Below are 14,925 nucleotides of genomic sequence, written 5' to 3' on the forward strand. Positions count from 1 at the left end.
GGGAGCTGGGTCATGTCAGTGAACCTCTGCTTGTGAGGGTCGGGGAGGGGGCCAGCCCCCTCTTGAGCCTGCGGCTCAATTCACCCCCGAGGTATTTTTGAACAGAAGAAGAATGGAGTTGGGTCATTTTCCAACCTTCCATGCAATATCCTTCGGGCCAGTGCCGACGGGTGACTTGATTGCGTCAAATTCAGGCTGGCTTTCGGTATCTGGCGGCGGGCTGGCCTTTTCGATTTTCACCTTCAAGTCGAACCAGGCGGCCTGACCTGTCACCGGGTCGGAATTGGCCCATCGCATGCCATCGCCTTTTGCCGGCAGCAACTCGTGGATCAGGTGGTTCAGCAGGAAGCCCTTGGTCGCCTCAGGCGCGTCTTCTTGCAGGGCCCAGGCACCTTTGCGTTTGCCGATGGCGTTCCATGTCCAGACGGTGTTTTCGTTCAGCGCCGCCATTTCCATAACCGGCACGGTGATCTCGCCATGCGGAGAGCTGACCTTGGCCCAGTCGCCGTCCTTCAGCCCGTGTTCGCGCATCAGTTTGGTCGGCACATAAAGCGGGTTGCGCCCGTGCAACTGCCGCAGCCACGCGTTCTGGGTGCCCCAGCTGTGATACATCGCCATCGGTCGCTGGGTCAGGGCGTTGACGGTGAAGCCCTCGTTGCCCTGCTGGTCGGTTTCGTACCAGATCGGCAGCGGGTCCATCTTGTCTTTGATGCGCTGGCGCAGATGTTCGGGCGGCTGTCGGTCCCCGTGACCTTCGGCAGCAAGCTGGAACTTGCGCATGGGTTCCGAGTAGAGTTGGAACAGATAGGGTTGCGGGCTGTCGTAGAGGCCCATGCCCACGGCCCAGTCCTGATAGGCCGTGTTCCACGGCTTGTAGTAATCGGCACCTTCGGGGATGTGGGCCACATAAAAGCCGCCATTTTCGATATAGCGGTTCAGCTGGTCGGGATTGACCTCGCCTCGCCCTTCCTTGTCGCCGGTTTCACCGCGGAATCCGGCCAGCGGGCCGATATTCGGGCGGCGTTCGTGGTTGACGATATAGTCGGCATAGTCCTTCCACTTGGCGCTGCCATCCTCGTTGGTGAAGCCGGGCAGGTTCATGCGGTTGGCAAGCTCGATCAGCACCGACTGGAAGCCGCGCACGTCGCGGTCGGGTTCGATCACCGGCCAGCGGATTGCGTCGGCAGCGGCGTCGGCCTCGCAGATCGGGCGGTCCAGCAGTGAGATACAGTCGTGCCGTTCCAGATAGGTGGTATCCGGCAGGATCAGGTCGGCATAGGCCACCATCTCGGACGAATAGGCATCCGAGTAGATGATGTTCGGAATGACGTAATTGCCGTCATCATCCTTGGCGGTCAGCATCTCCATCACGCCCTTGGTGTTCATGGACGAGTTCCATGACATATTCGCCATATACATGAACAGCGTATCGATCTTGTAAGGATCGCCCGCAGCGGCGTTCGAGATCACCATATGCATCAGCCCGTGGGCCGACATCGGGTTTTCCCAGGTGAAGGCCTTGTCGATGCGGATGGGGTTGTCGTTGTCATCCAGCAGCAGATCGTCGGGGCCGCGCGGAAAGCCCAGATGCGGCCCGTTCAGGGGACGGCCGGGACGGCGGTCGCCATGGGGGGTCGGGTGCGCCTCGACCGGTTTCGGATAGGGCGGTTTGAAGCGGAAGCCGCCGGGAACCTCGACCGTGCCCAACAGGATTTGCAGCACATGCAGCGCACGACAGGTCTGGAAGCCGTTGGCATGGGCCGAAATCCCGCGCATCGAGTGGAAGCTGACCGGGCGACCGATCATTTTCGAATGGGTTTCACCTCGGAAATCGGTCCATTCATGGTCCAGCTCGATCGCCTCGTCAAAGGCGACGCGGGCGATTTCGGCGGCGATGGCGCGGATGCGGCTGGTCGGGATGCCACAGCGCTCGGCCACGGCCTCGGGGGCGTGATCGTCGGACAGGTATTTTTCGGCCATCAGGTGGAAAACAGGCCGGTGGGTCACGCCATCCTTTTCGTAGGTGGCCGACAGGTCGGGGCGGACGCCCGGTTTGTCAAAGGCTGTTGGTTCGCCCGTTGCCCGGTCGATCACCAGCGGTTTGCCGTCGGCATCGCGCAGGAACAGGCCTTTTTCTGGCCCTTCTGCGGCATTTACCAGAACCGGAGCATTGGTATAGCGGCTGAGGTAATCGAGATCGATCTTGCCCGCCTTCATCAGCACGTGGATCAGCGACAGAATGAACAGCCCATCGGTGCCCGGTGTGATCCCGACCCAGTCATCCGCCACAGCGTTATAGCCCGAGCGGATCGGGTTCACGCCGATTACCCGTGCGCCACGTTTCTTGATCTTGCCGATGCCCATCTTGATTGGGTTGCTGTCATGGTCTTCGGCCACGCCGAACAGCATGAACAGCTTGGTATGGTCCCAATCGGGCTGGCCGAATTCCCAAAACGCGCCGCCCATCGTGTAGATACCGCCAGCAGCCATGTTGACCGAGCAGAACCCGCCATGGGCCGCATAGTTCGGGGTGCCGAAATTCTGCGCCCAGAATGAGGTGAAGCTCTGGCTCTGGTCGCGGCCCGTGAAAAAGGCCAGTTTCTGCGGCGCGGTTTCGTGCAGCTCGTTGAGCCAGCCAACGGCGGTGCTGATCGCCTCGTCCCACTCGATCTCGCGAAATTCGCCCGATCCGCGCGGGCCGACCCGGCGCAGCGGTTTGCGTAGGCGCGAGGGTGCGTTGACCTGCATGATCCCGGCACTGCCCTTGGCGCATAACACGCCCTTGTTGACCGGGTGATCGCGGTTGCCTTCGATATAGGCGACCTTGCCATCCTTCATATGCACATTGATGCCACAGCGACAGGCGCACATGTAACAAGTGGTCTTCCGCACCTCGTCCGAGACTTTGGGGCTGGTGTCGATAACGGGCTGGTTCATGTACGTCCCTTTTGCTGGTTATCAGACCCTCCTGGCATTCCGGTCAGGTCAAAGTCGTTGTGTCGCCCGGTTTTTGTCCGGGCTGGTTCTAGGTTTCAGGCTGTTGCGCCTGCACTGCCGTCACTGCGATCATGTGCAGCACATCGTCGGCAGAGCAACCCCGAGACAGGTCGTTTGCCGGTTTCGCCAGGCCTTGCAGCACCGGCCCGATGGCCTCGGCCCCGCCGATGCGCTGCGCGATCTTGTAGCCCAGGTTTCCGGCATCGAGGTTGGGGAAGACAAATACATTCGCCTGCCCCTCCAGAGGGGAATCCTTGGCCTTTTTGCTGGCTACTTCGGGCACATAGGCGGCGTCGAACTGCAACTCTCCGTCGATCAGCAGATCCGGGCTGGCGGCTTTGGCGATTCGGGTGGCTTCGATCACCTTTGAAACTTTGGGGTGATTGGCGCTGCCGCTGGTCGAGAAGGACAGCATGGCAACGCGCGGCGCGTCTCCGGTCAGTACATGGTAGGACGCAGCCGATGCCTGTGCGATCTCGGCCAGTTCCCGTTCATCGGGATCAACGACCAGACCGCAATCGGCAAAGAGGTGAACGCCCTGAACCGCGTGGTGGTCACGGTCGTAGATCATCAGAAAGAAGCTGGACACCATATGGGCATTCGGGGCCTTGCCGATGATCTGCAAAGCTGCGCGCACGGTATCCGAGGTGGTTTCAACCGCGCCGCCCACGGTGCCGTCGGCCAGCCCGAGATGGACCAGCATCGCGGCATAGTTCAGGCGGCTTTTGATCACGTCCTGCGCTTTTTCGGGCGTCATGCCCTTGTGTTTGCGCAGCTCATAGTAGGCCGCGGCGAACCGATCCGTGTGGGGGGATGTGGCCGGGTCGTGGATGTCGATCCCGTCAACATCGGCGCCGCCCATTTCCGACAGCAGAGCGGTCACTTTGGCCTGATCGCCCACAAGGATGATGTCGGCGGCGTTTTCGGCACGCGCTTTCAGCGCACCTTCTACAACACGTGGATCATCGCCCTCGGCAAGGGCGATGATCTTTTTGGAACTGGTCGCAGCCCCAAGAATTTGACGCAGGGGCTTCACTGCGATCAGGCCTCGGCTTGCGGGGTCATGTCTGCGCCGTCGATGCCTGCAACAGCAACCGGCTTCTTCATCGCGTCACGGCGGAAGGGCTCACCCAATTCCTGGTTGATCATGGCTTCGATCAGGGTGGTGATGCCGTTCTTCTGATCCTCAATCGCCTGGTTCAGCGCTGCGGTCAGCTCGTCCTGAGTGCGTGCAACGACGCCTTTCAGACCACAGGCCTGCGCGATACCGGCATAAGAAACTTTGGTGTCCAGCTCGGTGCCGACGAAGTTGTCGTCAAACCACAGGGTCGAGTTCCGCTTTTCCGCACCCCACTGGTAGTTGCGGAAGACGATCTGAGTCACGGCGGGCCACTCTTCGCGGCCGATTGCGGTCAGTTCGTTCACTGCGATGCCAAATGCACCGTCACCGGCGAAGCCCACAACCGGAACGTCCGGCTGGCCGATTTTCGCGCCGACGATGGCGGGCAGGCCGTAACCACAGGGGCCAAACAGGCCGGGGGCCAGGTATTTACGGCCTTCTTCGAACGCAGGGTACGCGTTGCCGATGGCGCAGTTGTTGCCGATATCGGACGAGATGATCGCCTCTTTCGGCAGCGCGGCCTGAATGGCGCGCCACGCCATGCGGGGGCTCATCCAGTCAGGCTTGGCTGCACGGGCACGCTCGTTCCAGGTGGTGCCCGGATCGTCATCCTCGTGGGTCATCGAGGTCAGTTCCTGCGCCCATGCGGATTTCTTCTGGGCGATGCGGTCCTTACGCTCCTGACGGCCTTCGTCGCCTGCGGTGTCGCTCAGGCGGGACAGGATGCCGTTGGCGACTTTGGCCGCGTCACCGATGATGCCAACGCTGACGTCTTTGGTCAGGCCAATGCGGTCAGGGTTGATATCGACCTGAATGATCTTGGCGTTTGTCGGCCAGTAGTTGATGCCATAACCGGGCAGGGTCGAGAACGGGTTCAGACGGGTGCCGAGGGCCAGAACCACGTCAGCTTCGCTGATCAGCTCCATACCGGCTTTCGAGCCGTTATAGCCCAGCGGGCCAGCAAACAGCGGGTGCGAGCCGGGGAAGGCGTCATTGTGCTGGTAGCCAACGCAAACCGGTGCGTCCAGACGCTCGGCCAGGGCTTTCGACGCTTCGATACCGCCGTCGGCCAGAACAACACCGGCACCGTTCAGAATGACAGGGTTCTTTGCGTTCGACAGCATTTCGGCCGCCGCAGCAACCGCATCTTCACCGCCCGAAGGACGTTCAAAATCGACGATCTTGGGCAGTTCGATGTCGATCACCTGGGTCCACATATCGCGCGGGATGTTCAGCTGCGCCGGGGCGCTGGCGCGCTTGGCGTTCATGATCACGCGGTTCAGAACCTCGGCCACGCGCGACGGGTCACGTACTTCTTCCTGATAGGCAACGCAGTCTGCGAACATGCGCATCTGCTCCATCTCCTGGAAGCCGCCCTGACCGATGGTCTTGTTGGCCGCCTGCGGAGTGACCAGCAGAACCGGGGTGTGGTTCCAGTAAGCGGTCTTAACGGCGGTCACGAAGTTGGTGATGCCGGGGCCGTTCTGCGCGATCATCATCGACATTTTGCCGGTGGCGCGGGTGTAACCGTCGGCCATCATACCGCCCGAACCCTCGTGGGCGCAGTCCCAGAACATGATCCCGGCTTTCGGGAACAGGTCCGAGATCGGCATCATCGCCGAGCCAATGATCCCGAACGCATGTTCGATCCCGTGCATTTGCAGAACCTTAACAAAGGCTTCTTCCGTGGTCATTTTCATCGGTGCGCTCTCCAATCATGAGTGAATTGGGCCGGGTGCATTGCCCAGCCTTTGATATGGTTTTGGCGCATGGGTGCAGTCGGCGTTAGGGCCAGACGGGAAAGCGGAATATATCCAGTCTGGACCTAACCAGCCCGGATTGAATCGGCAATTTGCTTGATCCCGGGGGCGATGCGTTCGGGCGCAATCGAGGAATAACCCAGCCGGTAGTAGTTCTTGGGGCGGTCTGCGCCCGAAAAGAAGGGCTCGCCCGGTTCGATATGCACGCCCTGATCCTGCAACCTTCGGGCAAGCTGCGTGGTGTCGATATGCTCGGGGGCCTTCATCCAGATGGAGGACCCACCCAGCAGCCCGCGCCCGGCCACGCCCAGCTTATGAGTCTGCACGGCGTCATCCAGCGCGGCCCGCCGTTTTGCCAGCGCGTTGGACATGCGCCTGATCTGCGCATCGTAATGCCCAAGCGACAGGAAATAGGCCGCCGTACGCTGCACATGCCCCGGCGGGTGGCGCAGCACCAGCGACCTTAGCGCGCGCGCTTCGCGGATAAAGGACTCGGACCCGACCATGTAGCCAAGCCGAAGCCCCGGAAACAGCGATTTCGAAAAGCTGCCGACATAGATCACGCGCCCGTCGCGATCCATCGACTTCAGCGCGGGGGACGGCGCGCTCAGGTAGGCCATCTCGAACTCGTAATCATCTTCGACAATCATCGCGTTCAGGGCACGGGCGCGTTCCAGCAGTTCGGTCCGGCGGCTGACGGGCATGGTTGCGGTTGTCGGGCTTTGATGGCTGGGGGTGGTGAAAATCACATCGGTGCTTTCGGGCAGAGCCGCAGGCGGCAGCCCGTCGCTGTCCACGCGGATCGGCTCGATAGTGCAGCCCGAATGGGTCAGCAATTCCCGCAGCGCGTAATAGCACGGGTCTTCAATCGCAGCCGTGCGCCCGCGGTCCAGCAGGATGCGCGACGCCAGCCACAGCGCATTCTGGGCCCCCAGCGTGATCAGAATCTCTTCGGGTCGGGCAGTGATGCCCCGGCGTGGCAGAGTGTGGCGGGCAATGAATTCGACCAGCAGCGGGTCGTCCTGATCGGCATAGTCGGCGGTCAGGGAATCAAAATCCTTGTGCCCCAGTGCCCGCACCGCGCAGAGCCGCCAGTTGGCGTGATCGAACAGCGTCCGGTCGGCCTGCCCGTAGATGAAAGGATAGCGATATGTGCGCCAGTCGCTGGGTTTGGCCAGCATGTCACCGCCGGAAAACCGGCGCGCCAGCGCATTGTCCCAGTCGACATTTTCCTGGCTGCGCTGAACCGGCGTGTATTTTGGCGGCACGGGCGCATTCTCGGATACGTAATAGCCAGATCGCCCCTTTGCGGTCAGATAATCATTCGCCAGAAGCTCGGTATAGGCCAGCGTGACAGTGATCCGGCTGACACCCAGATGCGCCGCCAGTTTGCGGGATGAGGGCAGCTTTTCTCCCACGTGAAACCGCCCGGACAGGATGCCCTCGGCGATCATCTGCTGGATCTGCGCCTGCAGCGTGCCTTGCCCGTTAAGCTCAAGAAAGAAGGTGTCGATTGAGATTGCCATAGGCGCTTATAGATTGGACTTACTGGTGGGGCAATCTGGACTTACGGTTTTCCCGAAAATTTGCAGTGCGGATTGACGGGCACAGGGAATCAACCTAAATAACTAGAAATCTAGTTTAATGGAGAGTTCAGATGTGGGAAACAGCTGCCGCAGGGTTTTCGGCCATGGGGTCCGAGGCGCGGCTGAAGGTTCTGAAAACGCTTGTCCGCGCCGGTGAGGCCGGTCTGACAGTGGGCGAAATCCAGAACCGCACGGGAATCGCGCCATCGACTCTGGCGCATCATCTGCGGTTTCTGGCCGCTGGTGGTGTGGTCGAGCAGGAGAAAATCGGGCGCAGCACGATCAACCGCGCCTGCTTTGACGAGTTGCGAAATCTGGCGCAGTTCATTCTCAGCGAATGCTGCGCCGATGAGGTAGGGAAGGCCGCGAACGATGGCTGATTTGACGCAAAGCCCGAAGGTCTCGGCCAAAGCCGTGTTGGATCTGATCAAGACACCCTGGGCGCTGATTGTTGCGATTCTGGCGCTGGTGGCGCTGTTGGATCCGGGCAACTGGGTTGAGGTTGTGACCTTTGCAGCCAAAGCGCTGGCGCATACGGGCCAATACATCCTGTTTGCCGTTCTACTGCTGTCCTACCTCAAGGCCACTGGGGCCGAGGTCATGGTGGCGCGCGCATTTGAAGGCCGCGAGACCCGGATGATCTTGCTGGCGGCCTTGTTCGGTGGCCTTGCGCCATTCTGTTCCTGCGAGGTCATTCCTTTCATCGCCGGGCTGCTGGCGCTGGGTGCGCCGCTGTCTGCGGTGATGGCGTTCTGGCTCAGCTCTCCGCTGATCGACCCGCCGACATTGCTGATCACTGCGGGTGCGTTAGGCTGGCCCTTTGCCACCGGTAAGGCCGTAGCCGCTGTGGCGCTGGGCCTGTTCGGAGGGTTCGCCGTCCGCCTGCTGATGCGCAGCGGCGCATTTGCCCAGCCCTTGCGGGAATACAAGCCCGCCGGATGCTGCGGCTGCGGCCCCAAACTGGACGACAAGCCGGTCTGGAAATTCTGGCAGGAACCCGAGCGCCGTCAGCGATTCCGCTCTGAGTTCGTGCATAACGGCGTCTTCCTGCTGAAATGGCTGGCGCTGGCCTATGTTCTCGAAGCACTGCTGGTCAGCTACGTGCCCGCCGACCTGATTGCCCGCGTTGTGGGCGGCGAAGGCGTGCTGCCCATCGTGGTCGCGGCGCTGGTCGGGATGCCGGCCTACCTGAACTCTTATGTGGCGCCGCCGCTTCTGGCCGGGCTGATGGAGCAGGGGATGACCGCAGGGGCCGCGATGTCCTTTATGGTTGCCGGTGCGGTCAGTTCGATCCCGGCTATGGCGGCGGTCTGGTCGCTGGTGAAACCACGCGTCTTCGCCACCTATCTTGGCCTTGGGGTCGGCGGGGCAATCGTCGCCGGGATCCTGTTCCAGATGATTTGAACGAAAAAACCGCCCGGCGCATGGTCCGGGCGGTTTTTGTTGGGTGCGGCCCGGATCAGCCGGGTTCGCAGAACTTGGGAAGTTTGAACCTGTATCTGGGCTCGCCGCTTTCCACGTAAACCCGTTTTTCAACACAGGCGCTGGTGCCCACCGTTTGGGACACCGGCGCTTCGGTCGAAGTGATCGACGCAGCCGTCCCGTCCGGCAGCCGGACCGAGGCGATGACGCCGTTCTTCAGATCACCATTGATCGCGGTTGCGGACAGCACCGGTACGGTAATGAACGAGTGATGTTCGTGCTTGCCATCATCCCCCAGCAGGTAAAGACCGCTGACGATGATCACCATCACCACAGCCGCTGCCAGACCCAGCCCCCAGGTTTTCAGAAAGGCATAGATCGACACGGCGCGATGCGGGCCGAAAACTGCAGACAATACGCTCAGCATGAGGTTCCCTCAGGACAGTGCCCCGGCCGGATCGGACCGGGGCTCACACAGGATCAGGGGCGCAGATCATCCTCGTCTTCCTCGTCCCCGCCGCCTTTGGGCAGGTTGAAGAAGCTGTCGGCGTCCACGATCGGATCACTGTCTTCTTTCTCGTCTTCCGGGTCATCAGACAGCGAGAAGGTTTCGAGCCCTTCAATGGCCGTCGGAATCTTCGGAGCCGCGTCCATCTCAAGCGACTGCTCGGTCGAGACCAGCTTGCGGCGCTCATCATCGCTCATGACGCCGCCTTCGGCGGCTTTCTTCGCGGCGGCCTTCTGCACCACGGCGTCCAGTTCGGACTGTTTGCACAGGCCCAACGCAACCGGGTCGATGGGCTGCATGTTGGCAATGTTCCAATGGGTGCGTTCGCGGATCGACTGGATGGTCGGCTTAGTGGTGCCCACAAGCTTGGCGATCTGACCGTCGCTCAGTTCCGGATGGAACTTGACCAGCCACAGGATCGAGTTCGGACGGTCCTGCCGTTTGGACAATGGAGTATAACGCGGGCCACGGCGCTTTTCCTCGCCAGCCGCAGACGGGTTGAACTTGAGCTTCAGCTTGTGCAGCGGGTTGTTCTGCGCGGCGTCGATCTCTTCCTGCGTCAGTTGGTTGTTGGCAATCGGGTCAAAGCCCTTCACGCCAGCAGCCACGTCGCCATCGGCGATGCCCTGCACTTCCAGCTCGTGCATACCTACGAAATCCGCGATCTGCTTGAAGCTGATCGTGGTGTTGTCCACCAGCCATACGGCGGTAGCCTTGGCCATAAGCGGTTTTGCCATCAGCCCGTCTCCTATACATACATCTGTCCCGTCGCCGGAATTCGGCGGCCCCGAGGTCATGGGGCAGGTTTCCGTTGTCGGGGAACTTGGCCCGTATATAGTCGGGCAACGGCCAGAAGGGAAGGGCCGAATGCGCCCGGCTGTTGGTTGGGCACAACGCCACCCGCTTCAAAGCCTGTCACGCCCCATCACGTCGCAGTGTGATCTTGTGCAGTGGGCCGTGAGGTTTTGGCTAATATTGATTGATTACAGTCAGTTAGTAAGGTCTCTATCACGAGCGCCGCAATTTGACATGCCCCAGGGCCGGGATCATATGGCGGGACCACGCCAAACAGGTTCGTTCTGTTCAGCCAGGATTTCCAAATCGTCCCTGACCAACACTTAGGTGCCGCATAAGACTGCGCTCCGGTTGCGCGTGCCCGCATGCGATCCGGCTGGGTCCTTTGGAGATCACCTGAACAGGAACCCAAAAAGGATTCCTTACATGACACGCACAAGCAGCCTTCTCAGCTTGCCGTTCTTCGTTCTTGCCACCGCCGGACTTGCTCAGGACAGCCGGTTTTCATCCGAAATCAGCGTCGAACTGGAAAGCGACTTTACCTTTGACGCCGACGATCCTGATGCCGAACTGATCGATACCTTCGCCACCATCGAGGGCGCGTTCGGCTATCAGTTCACCGACCGGTTCTCGCTACAATCCACATTGGTGTTCGAGCCGGTCGAAGACGCCACCAATGACCGCTTTTTCGAAGATCAGGGCCTTTACGCAGAAGAGCTGTATTTTGGTTATGATTTCGGATCAGCCGCAGTTGCACTGGGTAAATTCAACCCCAGCTTCGGCTTTGCCTGGGATCTGGCACCGGGCGTCTTTGGCGTTGATTTTGCAGAAGATTACGAGATCACCGAACGGGTTGGTGCCTCGGTCAGCGTGCCCTTCTCGGGGCTGGGCGGTGAGCATGAGTTGACGTTGGCAGCCTTCACCACAGATCGCACATTCCTCAGCAACTCTTTGTTCACCGAACGCGGGCAAACGCGCCTGGAGGATGGCGGTGTGTCCAACACCAGCGACATTGAATCCGTTACCCTGTCGCTGGCGGGTGAGATCGGCAACACGGCCTACACGCTGGCGGTACAGGAACAGGCCGCCGGTGAAGGCGATCAGGCCGACCAGTCCGGCGTTGTCTTCGGGCTGGTTCATCTGCTGGACGCGGGCGGCACCGAGGTCGAGCTGTTGGGCGAGGTTGCCTATTTCGATGAATTCGACGGCCGCCCGGACTCGGCCACTTACGCAACGCTGGGCGCTGCGGTTCCGGTTGGCCCGGTTATTCTGTCCGGCGTTTTTGCGGTGCGCGATGTCGAGAATGCTCGGACAGATACGCTGGCAACCGTATCTGCCGAATGGCCGCTGGCCGATAATCTGGGTGTGTCGCTGGCCTATCGCTATGGCGATGAGGAGGGTGTGCAAACCCAGACACTGGGCGCGCTGCTGGCTTATGAATTCTGAACCCCCGTTGGCGTGCCGGACATTCGGCGCGCCGATTCTGTGGCCAGAATGGGCCTTGCCTTACGCACTGGTTTGACGGCTAAATTGGCCGATACCCAAGGCTCTACAGGCGCGATACCCCTCATGCAGTCATTTCTGACCTTTCTTGCAGCCGCATTGGCATTTGCCGCCACTGTGGCAACCCCCACAGTTCTGAGAGCAGATGGCGAACCTGCCGGAGAATTTGACTACTATGTCCTGTCGCTCAGCTGGTCGCCGAACTGGTGCGCCCGCGAAGGGGATGCGCGCGGGTCCGACCAATGCGATGCGCGGCATGATCACGGATGGATTCTGCATGGGCTCTGGCCGCAATTCCATCAGGGCTGGCCGTCTTATTGCCGCACGCCCGAGGCTCAGCCGTCCCGCTCCATGACCCGCGGGATGGAGGATATTCAGGGCAGCGCTGGTCTTGCATGGCACCAATGGAAGAAACACGGAACCTGCTCGGGCCTGTCCGCGCCTGCCTATTTCGCCCTGTCGCGAGAGGCTTATGACCGTGTTCAGCGGCCCGAAGTGTTCCGGAAGCTGGATGCAACGGTCAAACTGCCCGCGTCGGTGGTGGAAGAGGCGTTCTTGAAGGCCAATCCGGGGCTGGAACGCGACATGATCACGATCACCTGCAAGCAAGGCTATATCGAAGAGGTCCGCCTGTGCCTGTCCCGCGAACTGGACCCGGTGCCCTGCGGGCGGGATGTGATCCGGGACTGCACCGCCAAGGACGCGCTGTTCGATCCGGTACGTTAGAGCGTCTTGTTCTGACACTCCCGCGCGTATTCCAGCGCCTTCGCGGTACCTTTCAGATCAATTGCCATCACGGTTTCGCCTGCGGGGTTATAGACAGTCATCGTCTTGTTCTGCGCAATCGCCGCGACAAAATCCCGGTCGGTGAAAAACACGGTCGCGCCGGGGACACGATCCTGTTTGAAGCCGATTGCGGTGGCATCAAAGCTTTTGCCGTCCAGCTCGAACCGGATCGGATAGCTTTGGCCGGGTTCAATCTCGCCCCAGGCCTTGTTGAACACGGTGAAATACCCGCGATTGTCCAGCGCGTCATAGCCCAGCCTGACGACTGAGAGGTCCTGATACACCGTCTGGATCAGACACCCGTTTCCAAGCGCGGGGTCCATCATGATGTTCCAGCCTTCGACAAAGCCTTTGTCGACGAGGTCTTGTGCGAGGGTAGAGGTGGCGGTGAAGGCGGCGAGGGTCAGGGCGAGAAGGCGGGTCATTATGTTTTATCCAGAATCAATTTTAGCTCAGTCAGAACTCTATTTGACACGCAAAGCTGAACAAAGATGTTATCTAATTGCTGTGCCGGATTATTGGATTGACCGAACCTAATTCGGATGTGAGTTTTTACTGAACGCCGGTTTTTTGCTCCGGCAAAAGCAGTTTGATCTTCAAAACAGGTATTACCGAATGCTAGCAAGCAGGTTTCTTTTTGTGCTTTGTACTTTTTCTGCAGCAGCCGTTTCGTCGGTCTCCGCAGATTCCAACGATTACAAAAAGTATTTTTTAGAACCCCATGAGTATTGCGAAACCTACGAATGCCGAAGGGGGCCATCTCTGCTTGACCACCTATCTGGGACCAAGAATGGCAGCCGTTTGAAAGTTCGGATCTTGCGGTTTGGGAAGCAGATGTCTGCTTGGGTTACTTCCTGACCAAAAGTGAAAGTGCTTGGAATGGCGGGACACCTGACGGCAAGGAAGGAGACCACCACGGGTTCTATCTTGTTTTAGGTGATTTCGCAGCTCGATTGCACGTTTTTGACTGGCCCTATGCAACTGAGGGCAGCCCATATGCGGGCTACGGTGTTTACAACTGCGAGAACACGAGTTGGCCCGAGCTGTTATTGGACGGGACACGCGTTGAAGAACTAAAGAAGTGGGCTGAGCACAAGTTGTCCGAAGCAAACGGGTGGGTCGGTAGTATTGACGGTTTTGAAGGGTCCCTAAAAGGTTCGTTCAGAAATGAAACGCTTGGTTTGACGTTAAGGATAGAAAACCTAGGCGGTATGAGGATCAGCTTTAGGGCGGATTATTTTGGACCACCAATCTTAATTGACGAAACGGGCGGCATGTATTGACGCTTGCCTCTCATGTCCGGTTACAACTCCTTCCGCGCCCTCAACGCTGCCGTAATCGTCCCGTCATCCAGATAGTCCAACTCGCCCCCAATCGGCACACCCTGCGCCAATGAGGTGAGGCGCACCTGCCCCTCAAACTGGTCCGCGATGTAGTGGGCGGTTGTCTGGCCATCGACCGTGGCATTCAGGGCCAGAATGACCTCGGTGATCCCCTCGGCCAGCACCCGGTCCTTGAGACGGGGAATGCGCAATTCGTCCGGCCCGACCCCGTCCAGCGCAGACAGCGTGCCGCCCAAAACGTGGTAGCGACCTTTGAAGACCCCGGCGCGTTCCATTGCCCAGAGGTCGGCAACGTCCTCGACCACGCACAGCTCTCCGGTCGCGCGGGCTTCGTCATTGCAGATGTCGCAGATGTCGGTGGTGCCCACATTGCCGCAATTCAGGCATTCGCGGGCGGTGACGGCGACCTGCTGCATGGCGTCCGAAAGGGGCGTCAGCAGCAGGGCGCGTTTGCAGATCAGGTGCAACACCGCGCGGCGGGCCGAACGGGGGCCGAGGCCGGGCAGCTTGGCCATCAGGTCGATCAGGTTGTCAATGTCGCTGTTCGAACTCACGGCCTGTCCTGTGTGACGCCGGAGGAAGCCTCCGGCGGGAGTATTTGGGAAAAGATGAAGATCAGAACGGCAGCTTGATATCTGCGGGCAGGCCCATGCTCTCGGTCAGTTTGGCCATTTCTGCCTGCGAACGCTCGGCCGCTTTGGTCTGTGCGTCCTTGATCGCGGCCAGGATCAGATCCTCGACCACTTCCTTGTCGTCGCCGTTGAAGATCGATGGGTCGATGTCCAGGCCTTTGAGTTCGCCTTTTGCGGTGGCGGTTGCCTTGACCAGACCTGCGCCGGACTCACCGACCACCATGATGGTGTTCAGTTCTTCCTGCATGTCGGTCATTTTGGTCTGCAAATCCTGCGCGGATTTCATCATCTTGGCCATATCGCCCAGACCGCCGAGTCCTTTGAGCATCCGTATTCTCCTGTATCTTTGCTTGATGCCTAAATACGGGCCGCGATGGCATGGCACAAGGGGTCAGAAATGCTCCCGCCCGTCGTCAAGGTCTTTGGCAAGACCTTTCCTTCCGTTGGGCCCGGCAGCGCGCGGGCCTTGCCCG

At 60.0% G+C, this 14,925-nt stretch carries 14 protein-coding genes; 5 read left to right on the forward strand and 9 right to left on the reverse strand.

Translation table 11 applies throughout. The annotated features are described in order from the left end of the window. Positions 1–123: 123 nt before the first annotated feature. The 4 genes from ACR0AC_RS21075 to pdxR form a co-directional block, all read right to left on the reverse strand. Complete coding sequence (locus tag ACR0AC_RS21075) at positions 124–2,937, reverse strand: molybdopterin oxidoreductase family protein (RefSeq protein WP_480875924.1); 2,814 nt, start codon at positions 2,935–2,937, stop codon at positions 124–126. Positions 2,938–3,025: 88 nt separating this feature from the next. Then, entirely contained in the window at positions 3,026–4,033 is a 1,008-nt protein-coding gene (gene pta, locus ACR0AC_RS21080; RefSeq protein WP_480875927.1) for a phosphate acetyltransferase, read from the reverse strand. Positions 4,034–4,038: 5 nt separating this feature from the next. Next, positions 4,039–5,817 carry a sulfoacetaldehyde acetyltransferase gene (gene xsc, locus ACR0AC_RS21085; protein WP_170737878.1) on the reverse strand — a complete coding sequence of 593 codons (1,779 nt, stop codon included), beginning with the start codon at positions 5,815–5,817 and terminating at the stop codon, positions 4,039–4,041. Positions 5,818–5,942: 125 nt separating this feature from the next. Further along, positions 5,943–7,403, reverse strand: coding sequence for a MocR-like pyridoxine biosynthesis transcription factor PdxR (gene pdxR / locus ACR0AC_RS21090; protein WP_170523981.1), 1,461 nt, complete (start codon positions 7,401–7,403; stop codon positions 5,943–5,945). A gap of 131 nt (positions 7,404–7,534) precedes the next feature. Here pdxR and ACR0AC_RS21095 point away from each other — a divergent pair, with 131 nt between their 5' ends. Both ACR0AC_RS21095 and ACR0AC_RS21100 read left to right on the forward strand, forming a co-directional pair. Continuing rightward, positions 7,535–7,843, forward strand: a complete 309-nt coding sequence (locus tag ACR0AC_RS21095) for a winged helix-turn-helix domain-containing protein (RefSeq protein WP_170455133.1) — start codon at positions 7,535–7,537, stop codon at positions 7,841–7,843. Further along, entirely contained in the window at positions 7,836–8,867 is a 1,032-nt protein-coding gene (locus ACR0AC_RS21100) for a permease (RefSeq protein WP_480875931.1), read from the forward strand. The genes ACR0AC_RS21095 and ACR0AC_RS21100 overlap by 8 nt, the downstream gene beginning before the upstream one ends. Positions 8,868–8,922: 55 nt before the next feature. Here the strand turns inward: ACR0AC_RS21100 and ACR0AC_RS21105 are convergent, their stop codons facing one another. Both ACR0AC_RS21105 and ACR0AC_RS21110 read right to left on the reverse strand, forming a co-directional pair. Continuing rightward, positions 8,923–9,312, reverse strand: coding sequence for a hypothetical protein (locus ACR0AC_RS21105; protein ID WP_170634318.1), 390 nt, complete (start codon positions 9,310–9,312; stop codon positions 8,923–8,925). Between the two features lie 53 nt (positions 9,313–9,365). Next, positions 9,366–10,130 (reverse strand): DUF1013 domain-containing protein, encoded by a 765-nt coding sequence (locus ACR0AC_RS21110; RefSeq protein WP_170455127.1) that lies wholly within the window; start codon positions 10,128–10,130, stop codon positions 9,366–9,368. A gap of 484 nt (positions 10,131–10,614) precedes the next feature. On the opposite strand from ACR0AC_RS21110, the gene ACR0AC_RS21115 reads away from it, so the two are divergent. Both ACR0AC_RS21115 and ACR0AC_RS21120 read left to right on the forward strand, forming a co-directional pair. After that, positions 10,615–11,634, forward strand: a complete 1,020-nt coding sequence (locus ACR0AC_RS21115) for a hypothetical protein (protein ID WP_480875935.1) — start codon at positions 10,615–10,617, stop codon at positions 11,632–11,634. Between the two features lie 123 nt (positions 11,635–11,757). Continuing rightward, complete coding sequence (locus ACR0AC_RS21120; protein WP_170455123.1) at positions 11,758–12,417, forward strand: ribonuclease T2; 660 nt, start codon at positions 11,758–11,760, stop codon at positions 12,415–12,417. Here the strand turns inward: ACR0AC_RS21120 and ACR0AC_RS21125 are convergent. Next, complete coding sequence (locus ACR0AC_RS21125) at positions 12,414–12,902, reverse strand: hypothetical protein (RefSeq protein ID WP_170455121.1); 489 nt, start codon at positions 12,900–12,902, stop codon at positions 12,414–12,416. The two genes, ACR0AC_RS21120 and ACR0AC_RS21125, sit on opposite strands and share 4 nt — an antisense overlap. A gap of 417 nt (positions 12,903–13,319) precedes the next feature. Between ACR0AC_RS21125 and ACR0AC_RS21130 the strand changes: the two genes are divergently transcribed. Next, entirely contained in the window at positions 13,320–13,760 is a 441-nt protein-coding gene (locus ACR0AC_RS21130) for a hypothetical protein (RefSeq protein ID WP_170455119.1), read from the forward strand. 20 nt (positions 13,761–13,780) lie between these two features. Here ACR0AC_RS21130 and recR read toward each other — a convergent pair whose 3' ends face one another. Both recR and ACR0AC_RS21140 read right to left on the reverse strand, forming a co-directional pair. Beyond that, the gene (gene recR / locus ACR0AC_RS21135; protein ID WP_480780935.1) at positions 13,781–14,374 is read right to left on the reverse strand and encodes a recombination mediator RecR; all 594 of its coding nucleotides are present in this window, start codon (positions 14,372–14,374) and stop codon (positions 13,781–13,783) included. A gap of 61 nt (positions 14,375–14,435) precedes the next feature. Continuing rightward, a complete protein-coding gene (locus ACR0AC_RS21140) occupies positions 14,436–14,780 on the reverse strand; it encodes a YbaB/EbfC family nucleoid-associated protein (protein WP_039529126.1) in 345 nt (114 codons plus the stop codon). Positions 14,781–14,925 lie beyond the last annotated feature (145 nt).

The sequence above is a fragment of the Ruegeria sp. H7 genome (assembly GCF_056532945.1).

Bases quoted from the DNA above. Each gene is read 5' to 3' on its own strand.
- ACR0AC_RS21100 (WP_480875931.1), top strand. From the start codon at position 7,836: ATGGCTGATTTGACGCAAAGCCCGAAGGTCTCGGCCAAAGCCGTGTTG.
- ACR0AC_RS21120 (WP_170455123.1), top strand. From the start codon at position 11,758: ATGCAGTCATTTCTGACCTTTCTTGCAGCCGCATTGGCATTTGCCGCC.
- ACR0AC_RS21075 (WP_480875924.1), bottom strand. From the start codon at position 2,937: ATGAACCAGCCCGTTATCGACACCAGCCCCAAAGTCTCGGACGAGGTG.
- ACR0AC_RS21140 (WP_039529126.1), bottom strand. From the start codon at position 14,780: ATGCTCAAAGGACTCGGCGGTCTGGGCGATATGGCCAAGATGATGAAA.
- xsc (WP_170737878.1), bottom strand. From the start codon at position 5,817: ATGAAAATGACCACGGAAGAAGCCTTTGTTAAGGTTCTGCAAATGCAC.
- ACR0AC_RS21105 (WP_170634318.1), bottom strand. From the start codon at position 9,312: ATGCTGAGCGTATTGTCTGCAGTTTTCGGCCCGCATCGCGCCGTGTCG.
- ACR0AC_RS21125 (WP_170455121.1), bottom strand. From the start codon at position 12,902: ATGACCCGCCTTCTCGCCCTGACCCTCGCCGCCTTCACCGCCACCTCT.
- pdxR (WP_170523981.1), bottom strand. From the start codon at position 7,403: ATGGCAATCTCAATCGACACCTTCTTTCTTGAGCTTAACGGGCAAGGC.
- ACR0AC_RS21095 (WP_170455133.1), top strand. From the start codon at position 7,535: ATGTGGGAAACAGCTGCCGCAGGGTTTTCGGCCATGGGGTCCGAGGCG.
- ACR0AC_RS21110 (WP_170455127.1), bottom strand. From the start codon at position 10,130: ATGGCAAAACCGCTTATGGCCAAGGCTACCGCCGTATGGCTGGTGGAC.
- ACR0AC_RS21115 (WP_480875935.1), top strand. From the start codon at position 10,615: ATGACACGCACAAGCAGCCTTCTCAGCTTGCCGTTCTTCGTTCTTGCC.